This is a genomic window from Cryobacterium sp. Y50 (genome assembly GCF_002929805.1).
In the GTDB taxonomy this organism is placed as follows: Bacteria; Actinomycetota; Actinomycetes; order Actinomycetales; family Microbacteriaceae; genus Cryobacterium.
In genome coordinates this window covers 17509-39339 of sequence record NZ_PJJM01000089.1, presented here as the reverse complement: position 1 = coordinate 39339, position 21831 = coordinate 17509, and the positions used below count along the sequence as shown (strand labels likewise).

Below are 21831 nucleotides of genomic sequence, written 5' to 3'. Positions count from 1 at the left end.
TGCTTCGTGAGAGGCGGCGCCGCGAGGTGCCGCCTTTTGCATGTTCGTGCCCCGCAACCGCCCCAGATAGATACCCTCCAAATATGACTGTTCCCCTCGTGTCGCAGGCCGTGCCCCAGCCCGGCGCTCTCGCCGACCGCACGCGCTCGGCCGTGACGGCGCCCACCGTTGCTGTGATCGTCGTCGCTGCCGGCAGTGGGAACCGTCTGGGGCACGCCGAACCTAAAGCATTCGTTTTGCTGCATATGCGCCCCCTACTCGACCACGCCCTGGATTCCATTTTTGGAATGCGTTGGCCCGTGCAGATCATTGTCGTTGCCCCCAGCGACCGGATAGCGGATGCGCGCGCCATCGCCGCCGCTACCGCCGCCCGTCATGAGGCGCCCGCATCGGCCCTGACGATCGTCGCCGGCGGAGGCACCCGCCAGGACTCGGTCGACCAGGGCGTCGCAGCCCTGCTCCCGGGTATCGACGTGGTGCTCGTGCACGATGCCGCGCGTGCCCTCACCCCCGCCAGCCTGTGCGACGCCGTCGTCGACGCTGTGCGTTCTACCGGACACGGCATTATTCCGGGGCTCCCGGTCGTGGATACCATCAAACGGGTCGCCGCATCCGGCACAATCCTCGGCACCGTTAACCGCTCCGAGCTCTTAGCCGTACAGACCCCGCAGGGCTTTCCTCGCGCCATGCTCGCCGCCGCCCGCGCCTGGGCCGTGCAGAACGGTCGGTTCGAAGCGCTCACCGACGATGCCGCTCTCGTCGCCGATGCCGGACATACGGTCACCGTCATTCCCGGCGACCCCCTCGCATTCAAGATCACCACGCCCGAAGACCTCGAACGAGCCGAACTGATTCTGCACGTGGTCGCCGCGACCCCGCCGCAGTCCCCGCTCCCGCCGCGCATTGGCACCGGACTCGACGTGCACGCCTTCGCTGCCGATGGCACGACCGATCTCTGGCTGGCCGGGCTGTACTGGCCGGGGGAGCGCGGCCTCAGCGGCCACAGTGACGGCGATGTCGCCGCGCACGCCATCTGCGACGCCCTGCTCGGCGCGGCCGGCCTCGGCGACATCGGCAGCGTGTTCGGCACGACTGATCCGCGGTTCAGCGGCGCCCACGGCGACGTCTTTCTTGCCGAAACGGTGCGCCTGGTTGCTGCCGCCGGATACCAGGTCGGCAACGTCTCGGTGCAGATCATCGGTAACCACCCCAAATTTTCGCTGCGTCGTGCCGAGGCAGAAACGCGACTCGCCGGCATCCTCTCTGCACCGATCAATATCGCGGCAACCACGACCGACGCCCTCGGATTCACCGGTCGCGGCGAGGGCGTCGCGGCGACGGCAACGGCGCTGCTCTACCCGCTACCGCCTGCGGCACCAGGGCCGGGTCAGACCCCTGACCTAAACTGGGAGGCGTGACCATGCAACTGTACGATTCGAAGGCTGCGGCCTTGCTTGACTTTGTCCCCCGCGAACCGGGCCAGGTCGGAATGTACGTGTGTGGACCCACCGTGCAGTCCAGCCCGCACATCGGTCACCTGCGCAGCGCCCTGGTCTACGACCAGTTGCGCCGCTGGCTCAGCTACCGCGGACTGAACGTCACGTTCGTGCGCAACGTCACCGACATCGACGACAAGATTCTGATCAACGCCAAGGGTTCGAGCGAGCAGTGGTGGGCGCTCGCCTATCGCTACGAGCTCGAGTTCACCGCCGGCTACCAGCGCCTCGGCATCCTCGCCCCCACCTACGAGCCGCGCGCGACGGCGAGCATCACCGAGATGCAGACCCTCATCGCGACCCTGATCGAACGCGGCCACGCCTACCCGGCCGCTGACGGTTCGGCCGACGTGTATTTCTCCAGTGCGAGCTGGGCCGCCTATGGCGCGCTCACGCACCAGTCGCCGGACAATATGGAAACGGCAGCGGATTCCTCCCCGCGCGGCAAGCGCGACCCCCACGACTTCGCCCTGTGGAAGGGCCATAAGGAGGGCGAACCGGACTCAGCCGCCTGGCCGTCGCCGTGGGGCATTGGTCGCCCCGGCTGGCACATCGAGTGCTCGGCCATGGCCGCCCGCTACCTCGGCGACCGGTTCGACATTCACGGCGGCGGACTCGACCTGCGGTTTCCGCACCACGAGAACGAGCTGGCCCAGTCGAACGCGGCCGGCAGTGACTTCGCGAACTACTGGGTGCACAACGGCCTGGTGAACGTGAACGGGCAGAAGATGTCCAAGTCGCTCGGCAACTCTGTGTTCGCGGCCGAACTGCTCGACCAGGCTCGCGCCATCGTCGTGCGCTATTTTCTCGGCGCCGCCCACTACCGCTCGACCATTGACTACAACGACGGGTCCCTGGCCGAGGCCGAAGCGGCCCTCGACCGCATCGAAAGTTTTCTCGACCGTGCCGACCGGCGCCTTGCCGGTACCCGGTTCGCCGGGAGTGGCGTCGAGGTCGTGCCCGACGAGTTCGCCGCGGCCATGGACGACGATCTCGCCGTTCCACAGGCGCTCGGTGTGCTCCACGACACCGTTCGGGCCGGCAACGCCGCGCTGGATACCGAAGACCTGCATGCTGCGGCATCTGCTCGTAGTGAAGTACTCGCGATGAGCGAAGTGCTGGGAATCAACCCTTTGTCGCCCGGCTGGGCCGTGGCGACGGACGAACCGGCCATGGTGGCCCTGAGCGCGTTGGTCGAGCGATTGCTCAGCGACCGCACCCTCGCCAGGGAAAACCGCGACTACGCGGCCGCAGACCGAATCCGGGACGAACTCGTCGCCGCCGGAATCACCATCGAAGACACCCCGTCGGGTGCCCATTGGAGCTTTGACTGATGAAGAACTTAGACCGCAAATCGCGCACCGGATCGGTGCGCAAGGGCAGCCGCGGAGCCCAGGTCGGCTCCGGTGGCCAGGGCCGCCAGGCGCTCGAGGGTAAGAAGCCCACGCCCAAGGCCGAAGACCGTCCCTACCACCCCGCTGGCAAGCGCAAGGCTGCGGCCGAGCGCTTCACCGCCGCCGGCGGTTTCAACTCGCGCCCGGCAGCGGATGCTTCCGCCAACCGTGGCGGCTCGCGTGGCGGCCCCGCTGCTCGTGGTGGTTCCCGCGGCGCGTCGCAGGGAGGCCCGCAGCGCGGCACCGGCAACACCGGCGGCGGCGGATCCTCGACCCGTCGCGCCCAACAGATCGACGAGCACGAGATCGTCACCGGCCGCAACTCGGTGCTTGAGGCGCTGCGCGCGAAGATCCCGGCACTGACCCTCTACATCGCAGCGCGCATCGAAATGGATGAGCGGGTCAAAGAGGTGCTGCTCATGGCGACGAGCCGCAACATCCCCATTCTCGAGGTTATGCGCCCCGAACTCGACCGTCTCGCCGGTCGCGACGCCGTGCACCAGGGCCTCGCGCTCAAGGTTCCGGCCTACGAGTACCCGCACCCGATGGAACTGCTCGAACTGACCATCAGCCGCGGCCACAAGCCGTTGTTCGTGGCCCTCGACGGCATCACCGACCCGCGCAATCTGGGTGCGATCATCCGTTCGACCGCTGCATTCGGCGGCCACGGAATCATCGTGCCGCAGCGCCGCTCGGTTGGCGTCACCGCCTCTGCCTGGAAGACCAGCGCCGGCGCCGCCGCCCGTACCCCCGTCGCGATGGCGAGCAATCTTACCCAGACGCTCAAGGCACTCAAGGCGCAAGGCGTGTTCGTGCTCGGCCTGGCTGGCGACGGCGACGTGTCCTTGCCCGACCTCGGTACCGGATTCGCCGAGCGCCCGATCGTCATCGTCGTCGGCAGCGAGGGCAAGGGCCTGTCCCGCCTCGTCACCGAGACCTGCGACGCGATCGTCTCGATTCCGATCAGCGCCTCGACCGAATCACTCAACGCCGGAATCGCCGCCGGAGTCACCCTGTACGAGGTGGCCCGCCTCCGTGCTCAGATCAAGGCCGCGAAACAGGCCGCCAAGCAGTAGACCCCGCACTCGTATCTCCCTTTGCGACCGGGCCCGGGCCCGGTCGCAAAGAAGTACCAGTAGGCAACTGGGAGAAAGCGCTAAACCTTGAGGGTCCAGTCGTCGGCATCATCGGGGTCGACCGAGGTATCGTCGCCGGGCTGCACCCGGATCGGCAGCGTAATCGCCCCGGTGAGTGGATCCATTACGGTAGCCTCGTCGCGGCGGTGCCGCAGCACATCCTGCACATACGAGCTCACGGCCTCGGCGAGCGGAATGTCCCGCGACTGGTTCTGCGCCATATACCAGCGGTGATCGAGGAGTTGGTGGAACACCTGCGCCCGCTCGAGCTTGCCCTGCAACTCCACGGGAATTGCCCGCACCACCGGCTCGAACACCCGAACGAGCCACTCGTGCGCGACCATTTCCTCGTCGGCGGCCGGCTCGCCATACGCAGCGCGGTAGGAGTCGAGGTCGTTGAGTAGCCGACGAGCCTGGTTTTCTTCGGCGTCGAGGCCGGTCAGGCGCAGCAGACGGCGCTGATGGTGTCCGGCGTCGACAACCTTGGGCTGAATCCGCACGCGCGAACCAGTCCCATCGGTCTTGATCGCGAGTTCCTCGATGTCGAAGCCGAGGTTATTGAGGCGCTCGACCCGTTCGGTGATGCGCCACCGTTCGGAACTAGAGAACGACTCTGAGCCGGTGAGCTCCTTCCAGAGCAGTCGGTAAGCCGCAACGATGCCGTTGCTGATCCGGATCGGGTCGAGTTCGTCGGCAACGCGGCCGCCCGCTTCGAGGTCCATCAATTCCCCGGCAATGTTCACCCGGGCGATTTCCAAATCGTTCTCGCGCTGTCCATTCGAGAGCCCGCCGGAGTACAACTGTCCGGTCTCGGCGTCGACGAGATAGGCAGCGAAGGCGCCGGCATCTCGCCGAAACAAAGTGTTCGACAGCGACACGTCGCCCCAGAAGAATCCGATCATGTGCAACCGCACCAGCAGCACGGCAAGGGCATCAACCAGCCGGGTGGCCGTATCCGGACGCAGGGCGTGTGAATAGAGGGCGCGGTAGGGGAGTGAGAACTTGAGGTGCCGGGTGACCAGAACCGAATTCAGGGGGTCGAGGTCGGCATCCGTTCTATTGGTGATGACGGCGACCGGCTCGACGCAGGGAATCTCCAGATTGGCCAGGGTGCGCAGCATGTCGTACTCGCGCTTAGCCATCTCGTTCGTAGTCTCCTTGATGGCGACCACCCGCCCGCTCAGATGAGCGAACCGCACCAGGTGCCGGGAAATGCCCTTGGGCAACGAGGCGATGTTCTCATTCGGCCAGGCATCCAAAGGCAGATGCCACGGCAGGTCGAGTAGGGCAGGGTCGGCCGTAGCCGCGGTGATATTGAGGGAACCGCTCATAGTGTGACCCTAACCAAAAGGCTGGAGGGAGCGAACTCCCTCCAGCCGAAAGCCGAAAAGCTGACTAGTCGGTGACGGCGCCGCCGAGGCGCAGACCGGTTTCAGCGTCGAACACGTGCAGGTGGTTCGGAGTAGCTGTGAGGTACACCGTCTCGCCGGCGTTCGGGTGGGAGCGGCCGTCGACGCGAGCGACGATGTCGGTGCGCTTGCCCTCGATCGTGGAGTGACCGTAGAGGTAGCCGTCGGCGCCGAGCTCTTCGACCAGATCGACCTCAATCTGCAGTCCGTCTCCGGCGGTCGACGACATCTGAATATCTTCCGGACGAATTCCCACGGTGACCTTCTTGCCGGTCGAGCCAGCGAGGGTGTCGCGCTGCACGGGGACGGTCGCGGTGCCGAACTTGATGCCACCGTCGACGGTGTCCGCGAGGAACAGGTTCATTGCGGGGCTGCCGATGAATCCGGCCACGAACACGTTCTGCGGCTTCGCGTACAGGTCGCGGGGCGAACCGACCTGCTGCAGGATGCCGTCCTTGAGTACCGCAATCCGGTCGCCCATGGTGAGCGCCTCGGTCTGGTCGTGGGTCACATAGACGGTCGTGACGCCGAGTCGACGCTGCAAGGAAGCGATCTGCGTACGCGTCTGCACACGCAGCTTGGCGTCGAGGTTGGAGAGCGGCTCATCCATCAGGAACACCTGCGGCTGACGCACGATCGCGCGGCCCATGGCGACGCGCTGACGCTGGCCACCGGAGAGGGCCTTCGGCTTGCGGCTGAGGTAGGGCTCCAGGTCGAGCAGCTTGGCGGCCTCGAGTACGCGGGCGGCACGCTCGTCCTTGTTGATTCCGGCGATCTTGAGCGCGAAGCCCATGTTCTCGGCGACCGTCATGTGCGGGTACAGCGCGTAGTTCTGAAAGACCATGGCGATGTCGCGGTCTTTCGGCGGAACATCCGTCACGTTGCGGTCGCCGATGAGGATGTTGCCGTCGTTGACCTCTTCGAGGCCGGCGAGCATACGCAGCGAGGTGGACTTTCCACAGCCGGACGGGCCGACCAGAACCAGGAATTCGCCATCGGCGACCTGCAGATCGAGCTGGTCAACAGCCGGTCGGGTGGAACCCGGGTAGAGCCGAGTTGCTTTGTCAAAGGTCACTGAAGCCATGATTATTACTCCTTCACCGGCAGGAACGTGCCGGACGATCCGTTGTGAATAGGATTTGTCCGCCGGGCGCCGAAGCACACGACGCTTTTATTATTACACGACGGATGTCCCGGTGCCGGTTATCGCCCGTCCGCCCCGTTTGGCCGATTCCCAGTCAGGGGATCTAATATTCCAAAGGTGCGCTGACGCGCGCGCTCACTTCTCGAAAGCGATCTTTATGACTATTGGCGGACCCAGCGACAGCAGTCCCTCAAAAAACCGACGCCGTGACGCGGCCCGCATCAAGGCCAAGCAGCTGCGCGTCAGCCAAAAGAAAAAGGACCGTCGAAACAAGGTCTTTCTGCAGGGCGGCATCGGCATCGCGGGCATCGCCATCGTTGTTCTCGTTGCCGTCATCATCGTCAATTCGATCAAACCGGCCGGTCCCGGCCCCAGGAACATGGCCAGCGATGGCGTCCTCATCGGCGAAGGCATGATCACGGCGCTCACCCCGGCGCTACAGCCCGATGCCGCCGTTCGGCCCTCCGAACCCGATCCCACCGGCGCCGTCGCCAACATTCGTGTCTATCTCGACTACCTCTGCCCGTTCTGCGGAGACTTCGAAGCCGCCAACAATGAGCAAATTGCCCAGTGGGTCGATTCCGGCGCCGCCACGATCGAGATTCATCCGGTGTCGATTCTGACGAGCAAGTCCGCCGGCACCAAGTATTCCCTGCGGGCGGCCAATGCGGCAGCCTGCGTCGCCAACTACTCGCCGGACGACTTCTTCGCCTTGAGCTCGGCCCTGTTCGTCGATCAGCCCGAAGAATCGGCGCCCGGCCGTAGCAACGATGAAATCAAGGCCGTGGTCAAGGATTCCGGCGTGAGCACCGCGCTCTCGAGCATCAACACCTGCATCGACGACGGAACCTTCGAGTCCTGGGTTCAGGCCGCCACAGACAGGTCCCTCGACGGACCGATTGCCAACTCGTCGATCAAGGCCATCACCGGCACCCCGACCGTTTTGGTCAACGGAAAGCCCTACACCGGCTCGCTCGACGACCCCAAGGAATTCGCCTCCTTCGTTCAGCAGGCCCTCGGCGAGACCTACTCGACCTCGACGCCGACCCCCACCCCGACCCCGGGCGGGTAGCTGCTAAGCGGATGCTGCTGCTCGAGCCGTCGCATCCGCTTCGCCCGGCCGATGGCGGCAAAGCCTCGAGAATCATTTAGGATGGTTATTCGAGGCCCTGGCCTCATGCCGGCCTGGCGCAATTGGTAGCGCACCACTCTTGTAAAGTGGGGGTTACGGGTTCAAGTCCCGTGGCCGGCCCCCTTACCCCCTCCTCCCGGCTGGGATGTAGGGGTTTTTCTGTGCCGCCACGGTCCCACAGCGCCGCCACGTACACTGACGGCTGGGGTTTTTTTCAGCGAATGCCCGCCGTAGAAACCTCGGGAGGGAACACACATGAGCCTGATCCGGCTGAACGATGTCAGCATCCGCTTTGAGAACACCCAGATTCTGCGGGAGGCATTCTTTCGCCTCGAACCCGGCGACCGGGTCGGCCTGATCGGCAAGAACGGCTCCGGCAAGTCCACCATTCTCAAGCTGATTCTCGACCAGGTCTCGCCGGACACCGGCGAGGTCACCCTCGAAGATGGCATTCGGGTTGGCTATTTCTCCCAGTTCTCCGAACTCAACGGCGAGCAGACCATCACCGAGGTGCTCGACGAACTCTTCGTTGCCGTGAAGGCGGTCGAGGCCGAGCTCGCCGCGATTGACGCGGCAATCGCGCTCGACTCGTCGGCCAGCGCTGAACTCGACCTGCTGATCGGGCGGCAGGGCGAGCTGTTCGAGGAGATGGACCGGCTGGACGGTTGGGACTACAAGCGGCACATCGACACCGCGTTGACCACCCTCGGATTCGATCAGGCGCACCGCGTCTGTGCGATCGATGAGCTCTCCGGCGGCTGGCGCAACCGGGCTGCCCTGGCCAAGATCGTGCTCGAAGCGCCCGACGTGCTGCTGCTCGACGAGCCCACCAACTTTCTCGACGTGGCCGGCGTGGAGTGGCTCGAAGCCTGGTTCAAGAGCTTCAAGGGTGCTGCCATCGTCGTCTCGCACGACCGTAAGTTTCTTGACGCTGTCGTCACCCGCATCATCGAGGTCGAGAACTTTCACCTACACGAATACCCCGGCAGCTTCGGCGAGTACATCGTGCAGAAGCAGTTTCGGCTTAAGACCCTCGAGGCACAGTTCGTGCACGAATCCGAGCTGCTCGCCTTCGAGGCCGAGGGCATCGCCGACCGCCGCGAGGCCGCTAAGGCCGAGAGCCGCCAGCTCGGCAACCAGCTCGCGCACATCAAGAAATCGCGCACACCGCGCCCGGTCGACCAGATCATCACCGAGATTTACGGCAACCTGCCCGTCAAGGACGTCCTCTGCCGGGTCGACGGCCTGGCCAAGAGTTTCGGCGACAAGGTGCTGTTCGAAAACCTCAGTTTCGAGGTGCGCCGTGGCAACCGCATCGTCGTGCTTGGCAGCAACGGCAGCGGAAAGACGACCCTGCTGCGGGTGCTCACCGGCGAGGAGACGGCCGACCACGGTTCGGTCGCCTGGGCCAGCGGCGCCGGCGTTGTGTCGTACAACCAGATTCTCACCGAACTCGACGAAAATGACACTGTCAGTCATGCCGTCAATGCCATGCCCGGCAGCCTCGCCCTCACCGCGACCAAGAAATCGGTCAACCGTTTTCTGACTATGTTCCAGTTCAGCGAGGCCGACCTCAAGCAGAAGATTGGCAATCTCTCGGGCGGTCAGCGCGCCCGCGTCGCGATGGCGCAGTGCCTGCTCTCCGGAGCTTCGGTGCTGCTGCTCGACGAACCGACCAACCATCTGGACATGTCGAGCACTCAGGTGATGGAACGCGCCCTCGTGCACTTTCCCGGCGCTGTCGTGGTGGTCAGCCACGATCGCTTCTTCACTGACAAGATTGCCAACCGCCGCCTGGTCTTCGGCAGCGACGGTGCCGCCCCCGGCGAAATCGAGATGCGCGCCGCCTGACGCGCCGCGCCAGCGCCCTGCCCCCTGTTTCGATCGGGCCCGGAAACTGGGCCCATGATGAATCATGGCCCCAGCGACCTAGGGTTGGCTCCGGGCAGGTTGCAGTCCGGTCGGGCACTACCCGCACGCACCCATCTCGTAGTATTGCCAAGTGAACCCAGCCAACGCACAAACCCGAGCGGATGCTCCGACCGCGCCCGCGGCATCCGCTGTGCCGATCTGGCTGGCGCTCCTGTTTTCGGTGCTGATCGGGGCCATGTATGCCGTGCAATCGCGGGTGAATGGCGAACTGGGGCATCAAATCGGTGACGGATTCACCGCCGCCGTCATCTCCTTCGGCTCCGGGCTGGTCGTTCTCAGCCTCGGCCTCGTCGTCTTCCGTCGTGGACGCCGTGGCCTCCAACTCGTTGCCCGCGGTGTGAAAGCAAAGCACCTGTCCTGGTGGCACCTGTTCGGCGGCCTGGCCGGCGCCCTGTTCGTGCTGTCGCAGGGCCTCGTTGCCGCGCCACTTGGCATCGCCCTGTTCACCGTCGCAGTCGTGGCCGGCCAGACCGTGAGCGGCGTACTCATGGACCGGTTTGGCATCGGCCCGGGTGGGCGCCGACCGCTGCACGCCTCCAAAATCGTCGGCGCGGTGCTCGCTCTGGTCGCCGTCGCCTGCACGGTGAGCGGCGAATTGCGCGGAATCGACGCGCTCTGGCTGCTCGTGCTGCCCCTCGTGGCGGGCATCGCCCAGGGCTGGCAGCAGGCCGTGAACGGTCAGGTGCGGGTCACCGCGCAGAGCGCACTCACGGCAACTTTTCTGAACTTCCTCACCGGATCCGTCGCGCTCGTACTCGCGGCGTTCGTGCACGGTCTGCTGGTCGGTTTCGCCCTCGACCTGCCGGACAACCCGTGGCTCTACACCGGCGGACTCATCGGCTGCATCTTCATCGCCGGGGCTGCACTCGTCGTGCGCACCACCGGCGTACTCATGCTCGGCCTGTGCATCGTCGCCGGCCAGCTACTCTGCGCCCTCGCGCTGGATCTGTTCGCGCCCACCGCGGGGCATCCGCTCGGCGTGGCAACCTTGGCCGGAACCGCGCTCGCGCTGGTGGCCGTCGTCATCGCGGCGGTGCGCTGGCGTCGCCCCGGTCATGCCCGCGCATAACGGTAGTCCCTGAACGTGGTGTCCATCCCGCCTGGGCCCGAAGAGCGGGCCCATGATAGATCCTGGGCCCGGCGCTCCAAGGTGGGCCAGGGACGAAAACCGCAAGCCCGAACATCGCCTACAACACCCCCAGAAACTCCTCTGGATCAATCGACAGCCGCACGCCCGGCTTCGACTCCTCGGGAATTCCCCCAACGTAGAGCCAGCCGAGCAGCTCTTCCCCGTCGGCAAGGCGATGCAGCACCCGCACCGGCGCCGATCGAACCAGTGGCCCGGTGCGCCACATCGCCCCCCAGCCAGCGTTTTCGAGCAGCAGCGTGAGCAGGTGCGCGACGCCCGCAGCCGCCGCATCCTGTTCCCAGCCAGCAACCTTCCAGTTCGCCTGCCGCGATGCGACGATCGCGATCAGCAGCGGTGCGCGCAGCGGCTTGCCGGCCAGCTTGATCGCCTCGAGCCCTTCACAAGCGGATGCCGCCACAAACGCCGCTCCGAGCCGCTCCCGAGCGTCACCGCGCAACTCGAGCAGCCGCCACGGACGCAACGCGCCATGATCGGCCACCCGCGCGGACGCCGCCACGAGCGGAAGTAACTCCGCCCGGCTGGGGGCGAACGCCGTCACCCTGGAGTGACTGCGCCGTTCAGCGACAGCTTTGAAGACCGCCGCGGTATCCGCTGTGGAACCGGTCGTGTCCGGGCCGGGAACACCAGAACTCGCTCCGACCGAACCTGCCACTTCCGGGTTGGCAACCGCCTCCGTCGTCGACACCGCGTTACTCGGCGGGCGTGAAGCTCAGCGACAGCGAATTCATGCAGTACCGGTCGCCGGTCGGGGTACCAAAACCGTCGGGAAAAACGTGGCCGAGGTGCGAGCCACACTTCGCGCAGCGCACCTCGGTGCGCACGCTTCCCATGGAGCGGTCCTCGAGCAGTTCGACCGCTTCGGGCCGAACCGACTCGTAAAAGCTCGGCCAGCCGCAGTCGGAATCGAACTTGGTGCCACTTTGAAACAGCTCGGCGTTGCAGGCACCACAGGTGTAGAGGCCAGCCCGACCCTCGTCGAGCAGCTCGCCGGTGCCGGGGCGCTCGGTGCCGGCTTCGCGTAGTACCGCAAACTTCTCCGCGCCCAATTCGGAGCGCCATTCGCTGTCTGATTTCTTGATTGCGTAGTCCATGTTCAGATCCCTTCGTTCCGGCGACCGGGCACTGGCCGCGTCTACTAAGCCTAAACTCGCTTGGCCTCGCGCGCATTCCACACGGCGTGTCCCAGCGCGGCAGGGCGTGCCGGAGGTAACATTCAGCCGCCCGCAAATAGGATGAGTCTGACGGACAGCCAACAGGGGGAGGGACGCAGCAATGAGTGAACACGCCCCGACAACCGAGTTGAGCGAACGCGACCAGGCCGTGCTCGCCTTCGAACGGCAATGGTGGCGGCACGTCGGCGCCAAGGAGGAGGCCATCCGGGCCACCTTCAGCCTGTCGACCGCCCGGTACTATCAATTATTGGGCGCACTGGTTGACTCGCCGTTGGCGTTGGCCTTTGATCCCATGCTGGTGAAACGATTGCAGCGGATGCGTTCCGTCCGATCCGAGGCACGCGCCAGTCGTTCGCTGCCCACCCGCGACTAGGCACCCACCCGCTTTTCGGCCAGCACGGAGCCTTGCGCTTCAGCTCGATTCCGGCCCGGCCGGCCAACCAAGGATTCCACTACCATGGCGCAAAAATTTGCGAAAGACCGTTTCGACACCCACCCGCACGCCCTCGACCGAGTAGGTGCCCATCGCGCCCCGGGCAAGAGGGGTCGCGGCTGGATTGGATTCTGGTGGGCGCTGGGAGTCACCGTGCTGTTGATTGCCATCGGTGCTGTCGGTATCCTCGCGATTAATAATAACCTCGACTTCTCCAGCATTCCCGGGCTGCCCGCGAGCAGTGCAACTACGCCGCCAACAGCGACCGGCGTCCCCACGGCTGTTGCTACCGTCGACCCGGCGCAGACCATCAACGTGCTCAACGGGTCCGCGAACGACGGCGTCGCAGCATCCGTCAGTGACACTCTCACTGCCGCGGGCTGGGTGGTCAGTGCCACGGGGAACGCCAGTACCGACACGGAGGCGACCACGGTGATCTACTACGCCGATGCGAGCCAGGAAGGCGCCGCCCGCGGTGTCGCTGCCTCGCTTCCGGGAGCGCAGATCGTGGTCTCCACGAATTTCGTCGATTCCGGCGCCAGCATGACCGTCGTCGTCGGCAACGACTACGTTTCACCAGTTGGCTGAGCGAAACGCGAAAGCTGTGTTCTTAGTGGCCATGATTTGATTCGTCAAGCCCCTATTCTTCTGCTCCGATTTCAGTAATATCCGTTCTGGTCACACATTTTGTTCGGGCAAAACCCGCCCGGATCAAGAAAGCTCGCCCAAGGAAACTTGCACCAGTAGGTAACTTGCAACAGACATCTTGTTCTCGGGGATTTGCTGCTCGCACAGAATGAACGCAATCTCTGCGGCACGGCCCGGAACAGCCAATGGGCCGTTGCCGTTGATAACTGAGCAAGGAGTAACACATGGCGAACGGAACCGTAAAATGGTTCAACGCTGAAAAGGGTTTCGGCTTCATCACCGTCGACGGCGGAGGGCAAGACGTCTTCGTCCACTACTCCGCCATTGACATGAGCGGGTACAAGGTTCTCGAAGAAGGCCAGCAGGTCGTCTTTGAGGTTGGTGCCGGAGCGAAAGGCCCTCAGGCTGAATCGGTTCGACCGGCCTAACCCGCCTCGCATTTCACACTAACGCCGCCCGCTGCAACGGGCGGCGTTAGTGTTTACCGGTGACTATGAAAAATACGGCCCGTACCGCTCGACCGCTTCAGGCCGCGGGGCTGCTCGCCCTCGTATTACCGGCACTGCTCCTGAGCGCGTGCACCGGCAGTACCCCGACCCCCTCCTCGGCACCGACCAGCACGGCTTGGACCTCTGACTATGTCGCCCCGGCGGCGACCGAGATCGCACCGCTGACCGGGCAGAGCGTCGAAGGCGGCTCGTTGGCCCACCCGTCACTGGCAGCCAAGATTGACAACCACGTTGTGGCCCGGCCGCAGGTTGCCATCGACCGCACCGACCTCGTGTTCGAAGAACTGGTCGAGGGCGGCATTACCCGCTATGTCGCGGTCTGGCAGTCGAGTATTCCCGATCAGCTCGGCCCGGTGCGGTCGATCCGGCCGATGGACCCTGACATTATTGCGCCGTTCGGCGGTCTGGTCGCCTATTCCGGTGGCCAGCAGCGATTCGTCGACGCGATGAACGTGACTGGCCAGATCAGTGCCATCTTCGACTATGACACGACCGGCTTGTTCTCGCGGTCTTCCGCTACGTCGGCCCCGCACAACGTGATCCTCGCCGCGTCGGAATTCGTCAACCGCAATGCCTCCGTCACCCCGCCCGCCCAGCAGTACGCCTACGCAGCCACCCTCGCCGCGGCATCCGCTTCTACGGACGGCACGCCGATTTCGGTGATCAACACCCAGTTCTCCAACTCCAGCGCCCGCAGCTGGACCTGGAACGCCGAGGCGGCCGCCTACCTGCGCGCTCAGGACGGTGTGCCCGACCTGACCCCCGAGGGTGCCCAACTCAAGGCCACCAACGTGGTCGTGTTGCGGGTCGATGTGACCGTCTCCAACAGTATCCCCAAGACCGAGTTGATCGCCTCCGGTGAAGCGTCGATCTCGTCCGGTGGCAAGACCCTAGCGGCCACCTGGAGCAAGGATGCCCAGACCTCACCGATCCGCTTCATCGACGGCAACGGCGTGACAATTCGGCTGGCACCGGGCAATACCTGGTTCCAGTTGGTGCCCAACGGTACCGGCTCAGCCGATCTCGTTCCCTGACAGCTGCAGACAGCCCGACATCACCCCGGATGCTCGCTTGCACTCTCGACCCCAGAGTGCCAGAATCGATCTAGCACTCTCGTCATCTGAGTGCTAACCCCATCATCGTTTGGAACGTCCGGGAGGGACGAGTTACACATATGGCAAAAATCATTGCATTCAATGAAGAGGCCCGTCGTGGGCTTGAGCGCGGCCTGAACATTCTGGCCGACACCGTCAAGGTCACCCTCGGCCCGCGCGGCCGCAACGTCGTTCTGGAGAAGAAGTGGGGCGCCCCCACGATCACCAACGACGGTGTGTCCATCGCCAAGGAGATCGAACTCGACGACCCGTACGAGAAGATCGGTGCCGAGCTCGTCAAAGAGGTCGCCAAGAAGACGGATGACGTAGCCGGCGACGGAACGACCACCGCCACTGTCCTCGCTCAGGCCCTGGTTCGCGAAGGCCTGCGCAACGTCGCAGCCGGCGCCGATCCGATCAGCCTAAAGCGCGGCATCGAGAAGGCCACGGCAGCTGTCATTGCCGAGCTCATCGCCAGCGCCAAGGAAATCGAAACCAAGGAAGAGATCGCGGCCACGGCTTCCATCTCTGCCGGCGACACCGAAATTGGCGCGATCATTGCCGAGGCCATCGACAAGGTCGGCAAGGAAGGTGTTGTCACCGTTGAGGAGTCGAACACCTTCGGCACCGAACTCGAGCTCACCGAGGGCATGCGCTTCGACAAGGGCTTCCTGTCGGCGTACTTCGTCACCGACCCCGACCGTCAGGAAGCGGTCTTCGAAGACCCCTACATCCTGATCGTCAACTCCAAGGTCTCCAACATTAAGGACCTGCTCCCCATCGTGGACAAGGTCATCCAGACCGGTAAGCAGCTCCTCATCATCGCGGAAGACGTCGACGGCGAGGCCTTGGCCACGCTCGTTGTGAACAAGATCCGTGGCATCTTCAAGTCCGTCGCCGTCAAGGCGCCGGGCTTCGGGGACCGTCGCAAGGCTCAGCTGCAGGACATCGCCATTCTCACCGGTGGACAGGTCATCTCGGAAGAGGTTGGCCTCAAGCTCGAGAACGTCACGCTCGACCTGCTTGGTAACGCCCGCAAGGTCGTCATCACCAAGGACGAGACCACGATCGTTGAGGGTGCCGGCGACGTCGAAGCTATCGCCGGTCGCGTTTCGCAGATCCGCGCCGAGATCGAGAACACCGACAGCGACTACGACCGCGAGAAGCTCCAGGAGCGCCTCGCCAAGCTTGCTGGCGGCGTTGCTGTCATCAAGGCCGGAGCCGCAACGGAGGTTGAGCTCAAGGAGCGCAAGCACCGCATCGAAGATGCAGTGCGCAACGCCAAGGCTGCCGTTGAAGAGGGCATCGTCGCCGGTGGTGGCGTTGCACTCATCCAGGCTGGCAAGACCGCGTTCGAGAGCCAGGCAGTTCTCGCTCTCGTCGGCGACGAGGCAACGGGCGCGAACATCGTGCGCGTCGCCATCGATGCTCCGCTCAAGCAGATCGCTCTCAACGCGGGTATGGAGCCCGGTGTTGTCGCCGATAAGGTGCGCAACCTGCCCGTTGGATGGGGCCTTAATGCCGCCACCGGCGAGTACGTCGACATGATCGCTGCCGGTATCAATGACCCGGTGAAGGTCACCCGCTCCGCGCTGCTCAACGCCGCGTCGATTGCCGGACTGTTCCTCACCACCGAGGCCGTCGTTGCTGACAAGCCCGAGAAGAACTCGGCTCCGGCCGGCGACCCCTCGGGTGGCATGGACTTCTAAGTCCCCGCCAGCTAGCACCACAAAAGAGTGGGCGCGTCCTTGGGGAGGCGCGCACTCTTTTTACGTCGTGCTTTGGTCAGTGGGTGGGCGCGCGTCCTTGGGGAGGCGCGCCCACCTTTGTGTCTGTTCCGTGTTTTAGCGGATGCTGCGGGCCGACTTCACCAGGTCGGCACAGCGTTCGCCGATCATCATCGTGGTGATGTTCGGGTTTACGGTAACGAGAACCGGCATGACCGACGCATCGGCGACGCGCAGGCCGGTAACTCCCTTGACCCGCAGCTCGGAGTCGAGCGGCGCGAGCGAATCGTCGACGGCGCCCATCCGCACGGTTCCGGCGGGGTGGTAGACCGTGTTGTGGGTCTTTTCGATGTACGAGGTGATTTCGGCATCCGTTTGCACAGTGACGCCCGGATACAGCTCCTCGCCAGCCCACTCGGCCATGGCCGGCTGGCCCACGATCTCCCGGGCCTTGCGAATTCCCGCGACCATAACGCGCATGTCGTGCGGGTCGGTGAAGTAGCGCGGATCCACCATAGGCTTGTCGCGGTAGTCGCTCGAGCGCAGTTTGACCGTGCCGCGGGAGCGTGCCCGAGTGACGTTCGGGGTCAGGCAGAACCCGTTCTCCGTCGTCGGGTAACCCTGACGGGCGGTGTGCATGTCGAAGGGAACCGAACCGTAGTGGAACATGAGGTCGGGGCGGTCGAGGCCCTCCTCGGTGGTCGTGAAGATGCCGGCTTCCCACCACTGAGTGCTAGTCTCGGGCATTGGCTGCTTCGCCTCCCACTGAATCACACCCTCTGGATGGTCCTGCAGGTTCTCGCCGACGCCGGGGGAGTCCGCAACTACCTCGATGCCGAACTCCTTCAACTGCGCTGACGGACCGACGCCGGAGAGCATGAGCAGCTTGGGTGAATCGATGGCGCCGGCCGAGAGGATGACCTCGGCGCGGGTGGTGAGGTAGTGAGTCTTGCCGCCGGGAGCATCGACGACCTGCACGCCGGTGCAGCGCTTGCTCTCGTCGAAAGTGAGTTTGCGGGCCCGCATTCCGGTGAGCAGGGTGAAGTTGGCACGATCCCGAATCGGGTGAATATAAGAAACGGATGACGACGCGCGCGTTCCGTCCGCCTGCCGGTTGATCTGGAAGAAGTTCGCCCCGTTCACAACGGTTGTGCCGGAGTTGAACGTGGTGCGCGGGATTCCGGTCTGCTCGCAGGCATCGAGGAGGGCCACGCCGCAAGGGTCGGTGGCCGGCACGTTCATCAGGTGCACCGGGCCGGCCTGGCCGTGGTGCGGCGCCTGGTCTTCGTTGGTTTCCAGGCGCTGGAACAGCGGGAAGGTATTAGCGGCGTCCCAGCCTGTGGCGTCGTAGAAAGTGGCCCAGTCGTTCAGATCTTCGGCCGGTGCCCAGAAGGCGATGCAGGAGTTGTGACTGGAGCAGCCGCCGAGCACCTTGGCACGGGCGTGGCGCATGAACGAGTTGCCGTGCTCCTGCGGCTCGATCGGGTAGTCCCAGTCGTAGCCGCTCTCAAGCAACTCCATCCAGCGGTCGAGCTGGAGGATGACATCGATGCCACGGTCGTCGGGGCCGGCTTCCACGAGGGCCACCTCGAGCGTGGGGTCCTCGCTCAGCCGCGCGGCAACAGCGGCCCCGGCGGAGCCGCCGCCGATCACGATGTAGTCGAATTCGGTTTGAGTCAGTGCGGTCATCGGTGGTCCTAACGTGCGGCGAACCAGCCGGTGACGGCCGGTGCGGTGTTCTGGTAGATGTGCTTGGTTTCCTGGTACTCGCCGAGGCCCATCGGGCCGAGCTCGCGGCCAACGCCGGACTGACCGTAGCCGCCCCACTCCGCCTGCGGCAGATAGGGGTGAAAATCATTGATCCAGATGGTTCCGTGCCGGAGGGCCTTGGCCATGCGCTGGGCCTTGCCGGCGTCCTGGGTCCAGACCGCTCCGGCCAGGCCGTAGACGGTGTCATTGGCGATGCGCACGGCCTCGGCTTCGGTCTCGAAGGTTTCAATCGTCACTACCGGGCCGAAAGCCTCGTCGATCACGACGGACATGCCGCCCGACACCTGGTCGAGCACGGTCGGCGTGTAATAGAAGCCCTCCTCGAGGTCGCCCTCGCCCCAGGTTCCGCCGCAGCGCAGGCGAGCGCCCTCTGCGATGCCCTTCGCGACGTAGGCGGTGACCTTGTCGCGGTGCGCGGCGCTGATCAGTGGCCCGGTTTCGGCGTCGGGATCAAACGGTCCGCCGAGGCGAATTTGGTTGGCCCGGCGCACCAGTTCGTCGACGAATTTCTCAGCAATGGATGCCTCTACCACGATGCGCGCGCCGGCCGAGCAGACCTGCCCCGAGTGTACGAACGCGCCATTGAGCGCGTTGTCCACGGCGGCGTCGAAGTCGGCGTCAGCGAAGATCACGTTGGGATTCTTACCACCGAGTTCGAGGGCGACCTTCTTGACTGTTCCAGCGGCGGCCGCGGCGATCTTCCGACCGGTCTCGAGGCCGCCGGTGAACGAGACCAGGTCGACGTCGGGGTGGCTGGACAGCGGTTCGCCGGCCACAGCACCGGCACCGAGCACGAGGTTGGCGACGCCGGCCGGCAGGCCGAGATCGTCGAGCAGCACCATCATGAGCATGCTGGTGTGTGGGGTGAGCTCGCTCGGCTTGAGCACGAAGCTGTTGCCGGCGGCGAGGGCCGGGGCGATCTTCCAGGCGGCCTGCAACAGTGGGTAGTTCCACGGCGCGATCAGGCCGCAAACCCCGACGGGCTCGTGCACGATGCGGCTGACGACGTTTTCATCGCCGGCGTCGACGATGCGCCCGCTGTCCTGCCCGGCAATCTTGCCGAAGTAGGCGAAGCAGTTCGCGATGTCGTCCATGTCGATTTCACTCTCAACCAGGCGTTTGCCGGTGTCGAGCGTTTCGGCGTGGGCGAACTCGGCGCGGCGCACGCGCAGTTCAGCGGCGACGCGCAGCAGAAAATCACCGCGTTCGGGCGCCGGAACGCTGCTCCACAGGCCGCTGTCGAAAGCGGTGCGGGCCGCGCGGATCGCAGCGTGGACATCCGCTGTGGTCGCCTCGCTGACCGTGCCGACCAAGCTCTGATCGGCCGGGCAGTGGATTTCGCGGGTGCCCGCGTCGCTCGCGGGCAGCCAGGCGCCGCTGATGAACAGCGTCGCCGGTGCCGCAGTATCGATCGGTGTGTTCATTGCTTGACCTCGTCCGATTCAAAATCGGTTTCCCAATTGTCCTTAGCCACCTGGTCCTCGGCGAGGGCGGTGTTTCCCGGCTCTGCCCGGTTGAGATGCAGAAAGTCGAGGTGGGTTTCGTAATGATCGAGCACGTCAGTGATGACCTGCTCCTTGCTGTAGCCCATGAGGTCGTAGCCGTGGCTGCCCTCGAGGGAGAAAACCTCCATGCGGTAATACTTGCCGCTGGCGCTCGCCGAACGCACCGCATAGGTCGGAGTGTCGGATTGCACGGGGTAGATTTGGTATTTGAACCCGCGTTCGTCGCCCATCGATACGTTGAGGTCGAGGTGCGGAATCTGCAGGCCGTCGACCACGCCCTGCGACAGGATCACTTCTGCACCCTGCGTCACGAGCTCGTCACGCACTTCCTGCAGGGCGGGCAGGGCCACGCTCGACACGAAGCGTTCGGCCTGGCGTGGACCGGGGTAGCTCATGGCGCGGGTCAACCGCTGACGCCAGTTGCGCGCCCTGGCCGGGTCGGTACTGCGGCCGGACAGCAGACCGGGCAGACTCGCCCGGTAACTGTCGGTAAGCGATTGCTCAAGCCGAAGCGCGCGATACAGCCCGAGCATGACGAGCAGCAGTACCGCCGAGAAGGGCAGTCCCATGATGATCGTGGCATTTTGCAGGGTCGGGATGCCGCCCACCAGCATCATTGCCAGGGTCAGCACGCCGGTGGTCACCGCCCAAAAGATGCGCAGCCACTTCGGACCGTCGGACTCGGAGTCCTTGAGATGCGAGGTGAAATTGGCCATCACGAGGGCGCCGGAGTCGGCGCTCGTGACATAGAACAGCAGTCCGGTGAAGGTGGCGATCGCGGCGGTGGCCGGTGCGAACGGGAACTCGGCCAGGAGCGAGTAAAACGCACGCTCCGGCGAATTCATGGCGACCTCGCCGAAGCCGGCATCACCGCCGATCACAATAGCGAGGGCGCTGTTGCCGAACACGGCGATCCAGATCAGGATGAACGCGAACGGCACGATCATGGTGCCTGCGACGAACTCGCGGATGGTGCGGCCGCGGCTGATGCGGGCCAGGAACAGCCCGACGAACGGTGCCCAGGCGATCCACCAGGCCCAGAAGAACAGGGTCCACGAGTTGAGCCATTCATCGGGCCGGTCATAGGCGAAGGTATTAAGGGTCATAGCCGGGAACCGGCTCAGGGTGTCACCGATGTTGAGGACGATGGCGTCGAGCAGGAAGCTCGTGTTGCCGGCGATCAGAACGAACAGCATGAGACCAACGCTCAGCAGAACGTTCAGCTCGGACAGCCGACGGATGCCCTTCTCAACCCCGGAGACGACCGAGATCGTGGCCATGACCACGCTCAGGGCGATGAGCGAGGCCTGCACGAGAAGCGTCTCCGGCGCTCCGAACATAAAGGTGAGGCCGTAGTTGAGCTGGGCGACGCCGATGCCGAGACTCGTGGCGATGCCGAAAATGGTGCCGAGGATCGCCGCGATGTCGACCACGTCGCCGATCGGGCCGCGGATCTTCTTGCCGAAGATCGGGTACAGCGCTGAACGGATGCTCAGCGGCAGGTTTTGCCGGTAGGCGAAGTAGCCGAGGGCCAGTCCCATGAGGGCGTAGAGGGCCCAGCCGGTGAGGCCGTAGTGGAACAGGGTCCAGACCATGGCCTGGCGGGCGGCCTCAACGGAGCTGCCGTCGCCGGTGGGCGGGGCGAGGTACTGGGTGACGGGTTCGGAGACCGAGAAGAACATGAGGTCGATGCCGATTCCGGCGGCGAATAGCATGGCGGTCCAGGTGAACAAGCTAAATTGCGGCCTGGAGTGGTCTGGCCCGAGGCGGGTCTTGCCGACGCGGGCCAGGGCGACGACGATGACGAAGACCAGCACGACGGTGACGATTAGAAAGTAGTACCAGCCGAGGTTGACCGACACCCAGCCGACGACGGCGGCAATGACGTCGCTCGCGTTGTTGGGCGCGAGGATCGCCCAGAGGGCGATGGCAATGATGCCGGAGGCTGAACCGAAAAAGACCGTTTTGTTCACCCGGGTCTTGTTCTCCGGGGGGAGGCCAGGCGGTCCGGTCGATGGTTCGGTAGCGGGAATGTGGGCAGAGAAAGTCATCTCATCCTTGGTACTCGGTGTGATGTCTCGATGGCGCCGACCGCGTGTTCGCGGCATGGCTGTCCGAGTGGCCGCGGTGGCGGCGCAAGCGCATCTGTCAGTCTAGCAACCGAAAATCCGCGTCTTTCC

Annotated in this window: 18 protein-coding genes and 1 tRNA gene; 12 read left to right on the top strand and 7 right to left on the bottom strand. The window is 64.7% G+C overall.

The genetic code is table 11. The annotated features are described in order from the left end of the window. The first annotated feature begins 83 nt into the window (after window positions 1-83). The 3 genes from ispD to rlmB are packed head-to-tail and all read left to right on the top strand — an operon-like array spanning window position 84 to window position 3966. Window positions 84-1418 (top strand): 2-C-methyl-D-erythritol 4-phosphate cytidylyltransferase, encoded by a 1335-nt coding sequence (gene ispD, locus CXY73_RS09840; RefSeq protein ID WP_104177616.1) that lies wholly within the window; start codon window positions 84-86, stop codon window positions 1416-1418. Beyond that, entirely contained in the window at window positions 1415-2830 is a 1416-nt protein-coding gene (cysS, locus tag CXY73_RS09835; protein ID WP_104177615.1) for a cysteine--tRNA ligase, read from the top strand. The genes ispD and cysS overlap by 4 nt, the downstream gene beginning before the upstream one ends. Beyond that, on the top strand, window positions 2830-3966 hold the full coding sequence (rlmB, locus tag CXY73_RS09830) for a 23S rRNA (guanosine(2251)-2'-O)-methyltransferase RlmB (protein ID WP_104177614.1): 1137 nt from the start codon (window positions 2830-2832) through the stop codon (window positions 3964-3966). The genes cysS and rlmB overlap by 1 nt, the downstream gene beginning before the upstream one ends. 80 nt (window positions 3967-4046) lie before the next feature. On the opposite strand, the gene CXY73_RS09825 is transcribed toward rlmB, so the two are convergent. Then, window positions 4047-5357, bottom strand: coding sequence for a DUF4032 domain-containing protein (locus CXY73_RS09825; protein WP_104135557.1), 1311 nt, complete (start codon window positions 5355-5357; stop codon window positions 4047-4049). A 64-nt stretch (window positions 5358-5421) separates the two neighbouring features. Beyond that, window positions 5422-6519: an ABC transporter ATP-binding protein gene (locus CXY73_RS09820; RefSeq protein ID WP_104135558.1), complete on the bottom strand. Its 1098-nt coding sequence runs from the start codon at window positions 6517-6519 to the stop codon at window positions 5422-5424. 217 nt (window positions 6520-6736) lie between these two features. Between CXY73_RS09820 and CXY73_RS09815 the strand changes: the two genes are divergently transcribed. The 4 genes from CXY73_RS09815 (at window position 6737) to CXY73_RS09800 (ending at window position 10712) form a co-directional block, all read left to right on the top strand. Then, complete coding sequence (locus CXY73_RS09815; protein WP_104135559.1) at window positions 6737-7651, top strand: thioredoxin domain-containing protein; 915 nt, start codon at window positions 6737-6739, stop codon at window positions 7649-7651. Between the two features lie 107 nt (window positions 7652-7758). Further along, a tRNA-Thr gene (locus tag CXY73_RS09810) sits at window positions 7759-7831 on the top strand. Window positions 7832-7966: 135 nt separating this feature from the next. After that, the gene (locus CXY73_RS09805; RefSeq protein WP_104177613.1) at window positions 7967-9562 is read left to right on the top strand and encodes an ABC-F family ATP-binding cassette domain-containing protein; all 1596 of its coding nucleotides are present in this window, start codon (window positions 7967-7969) and stop codon (window positions 9560-9562) included. A 151-nt stretch (window positions 9563-9713) separates the two neighbouring features. After that, complete coding sequence (locus tag CXY73_RS09800; protein ID WP_233198251.1) at window positions 9714-10712, top strand: DMT family transporter; 999 nt, start codon at window positions 9714-9716, stop codon at window positions 10710-10712. Window positions 10713-10830: 118 nt separating this feature from the next. Here the strand turns inward: CXY73_RS09800 and CXY73_RS09795 are convergent, their stop codons facing one another. Continuing rightward, window positions 10831-11478 (bottom strand): nitroreductase family protein, encoded by a 648-nt coding sequence (locus CXY73_RS09795; RefSeq protein ID WP_233198250.1) that lies wholly within the window; start codon window positions 11476-11478, stop codon window positions 10831-10833. 4 nt (window positions 11479-11482) lie between these two features. Next, window positions 11483-11884: a peptide-methionine (R)-S-oxide reductase MsrB gene (gene msrB, locus CXY73_RS09790; RefSeq protein WP_104135561.1), complete on the bottom strand. Its 402-nt coding sequence runs from the start codon at window positions 11882-11884 to the stop codon at window positions 11483-11485. 181 nt (window positions 11885-12065) lie between these two features. On the opposite strand from msrB, the gene CXY73_RS09785 reads away from it, so the two are divergent. The 5 genes from CXY73_RS09785 to groL all read left to right on the top strand — a co-directional run bounded on the left by CXY73_RS09785 (window position 12066) and on the right by groL (window position 16358). Then, window positions 12066-12338 carry a DUF3263 domain-containing protein gene (locus tag CXY73_RS09785; protein WP_104135562.1) on the top strand — a complete coding sequence of 91 codons (273 nt, stop codon included), beginning with the start codon at window positions 12066-12068 and terminating at the stop codon, window positions 12336-12338. An 84-nt stretch (window positions 12339-12422) separates the two neighbouring features. Then, window positions 12423-12986, top strand: a complete 564-nt coding sequence (locus tag CXY73_RS09780) for a LytR C-terminal domain-containing protein (RefSeq protein ID WP_104135563.1) — start codon at window positions 12423-12425, stop codon at window positions 12984-12986. Window positions 12987-13270: 284 nt separating this feature from the next. After that, window positions 13271-13474, top strand: coding sequence for a cold-shock protein (locus CXY73_RS09775; protein ID WP_035834941.1), 204 nt, complete (start codon window positions 13271-13273; stop codon window positions 13472-13474). A 65-nt stretch (window positions 13475-13539) separates the two neighbouring features. Beyond that, window positions 13540-14589 carry a DUF3048 domain-containing protein gene (locus CXY73_RS09770; RefSeq protein ID WP_104177612.1) on the top strand — a complete coding sequence of 350 codons (1050 nt, stop codon included), beginning with the start codon at window positions 13540-13542 and terminating at the stop codon, window positions 14587-14589. 140 nt (window positions 14590-14729) lie between these two features. Continuing rightward, the gene (groL, locus tag CXY73_RS09765; protein ID WP_104135565.1) at window positions 14730-16358 is read left to right on the top strand and encodes a chaperonin GroEL; all 1629 of its coding nucleotides are present in this window, start codon (window positions 14730-14732) and stop codon (window positions 16356-16358) included. Between the two features lie 135 nt (window positions 16359-16493). Here the strand turns inward: groL and CXY73_RS09760 are convergent, their stop codons facing one another. Genes CXY73_RS09760 through betT form a run of 3 tightly spaced genes read right to left on the bottom strand, consistent with a single transcriptional unit; the run spans window position 16494 to window position 21702 of the window. Then, a complete protein-coding gene (locus CXY73_RS09760; protein WP_104135566.1) occupies window positions 16494-18065 on the bottom strand; it encodes a GMC family oxidoreductase in 1572 nt (523 codons plus the stop codon). 8 nt (window positions 18066-18073) lie between these two features. Then, on the bottom strand, window positions 18074-19570 hold the full coding sequence (locus tag CXY73_RS09755) for an aldehyde dehydrogenase family protein (RefSeq protein WP_104135567.1): 1497 nt from the start codon (window positions 19568-19570) through the stop codon (window positions 18074-18076). Further along, window positions 19567-21702 (bottom strand): choline BCCT transporter BetT, encoded by a 2136-nt coding sequence (gene betT / locus CXY73_RS09750; protein WP_104135568.1) that lies wholly within the window; start codon window positions 21700-21702, stop codon window positions 19567-19569. The genes CXY73_RS09755 and betT overlap by 4 nt, the downstream gene beginning before the upstream one ends. Window positions 21703-21831 lie beyond the last annotated feature (129 nt).

Bases quoted from the DNA above. Each gene is read 5' to 3' on its own strand.
- CXY73_RS09820 (WP_104135558.1), bottom strand. From the start codon at position 6,519: ATGGCTTCAGTGACCTTTGACAAAGCAACTCGGCTCTACCCGGGTTCC.
- CXY73_RS09760 (WP_104135566.1), bottom strand. From the start codon at position 18,065: ATGACCGCACTGACTCAAACCGAATTCGACTACATCGTGATCGGCGGC.
- CXY73_RS09780 (WP_104135563.1), top strand. From the start codon at position 12,423: ATGGCGCAAAAATTTGCGAAAGACCGTTTCGACACCCACCCGCACGCC.
- CXY73_RS09805 (WP_104177613.1), top strand. From the start codon at position 7,967: ATGAGCCTGATCCGGCTGAACGATGTCAGCATCCGCTTTGAGAACACC.
- CXY73_RS09770 (WP_104177612.1), top strand. From the start codon at position 13,540: ATGAAAAATACGGCCCGTACCGCTCGACCGCTTCAGGCCGCGGGGCTG.
- rlmB (WP_104177614.1), top strand. From the start codon at position 2,830: ATGAAGAACTTAGACCGCAAATCGCGCACCGGATCGGTGCGCAAGGGC.
- CXY73_RS09775 (WP_035834941.1), top strand. From the start codon at position 13,271: ATGGCGAACGGAACCGTAAAATGGTTCAACGCTGAAAAGGGTTTCGGC.
- betT (WP_104135568.1), bottom strand. From the start codon at position 21,702: ATGACTTTCTCTGCCCACATTCCCGCTACCGAACCATCGACCGGACCG.
- CXY73_RS09755 (WP_104135567.1), bottom strand. From the start codon at position 19,570: ATGAACACACCGATCGATACTGCGGCACCGGCGACGCTGTTCATCAGC.
- ispD (WP_104177616.1), top strand. From the start codon at position 84: ATGACTGTTCCCCTCGTGTCGCAGGCCGTGCCCCAGCCCGGCGCTCTC.
- CXY73_RS09825 (WP_104135557.1), bottom strand. From the start codon at position 5,357: ATGAGCGGTTCCCTCAATATCACCGCGGCTACGGCCGACCCTGCCCTA.
- groL (WP_104135565.1), top strand. From the start codon at position 14,730: ATGGCAAAAATCATTGCATTCAATGAAGAGGCCCGTCGTGGGCTTGAG.
- CXY73_RS09785 (WP_104135562.1), top strand. From the start codon at position 12,066: ATGAGTGAACACGCCCCGACAACCGAGTTGAGCGAACGCGACCAGGCC.
- msrB (WP_104135561.1), bottom strand. From the start codon at position 11,884: ATGGACTACGCAATCAAGAAATCAGACAGCGAATGGCGCTCCGAATTG.
- CXY73_RS09815 (WP_104135559.1), top strand. From the start codon at position 6,737: ATGACTATTGGCGGACCCAGCGACAGCAGTCCCTCAAAAAACCGACGC.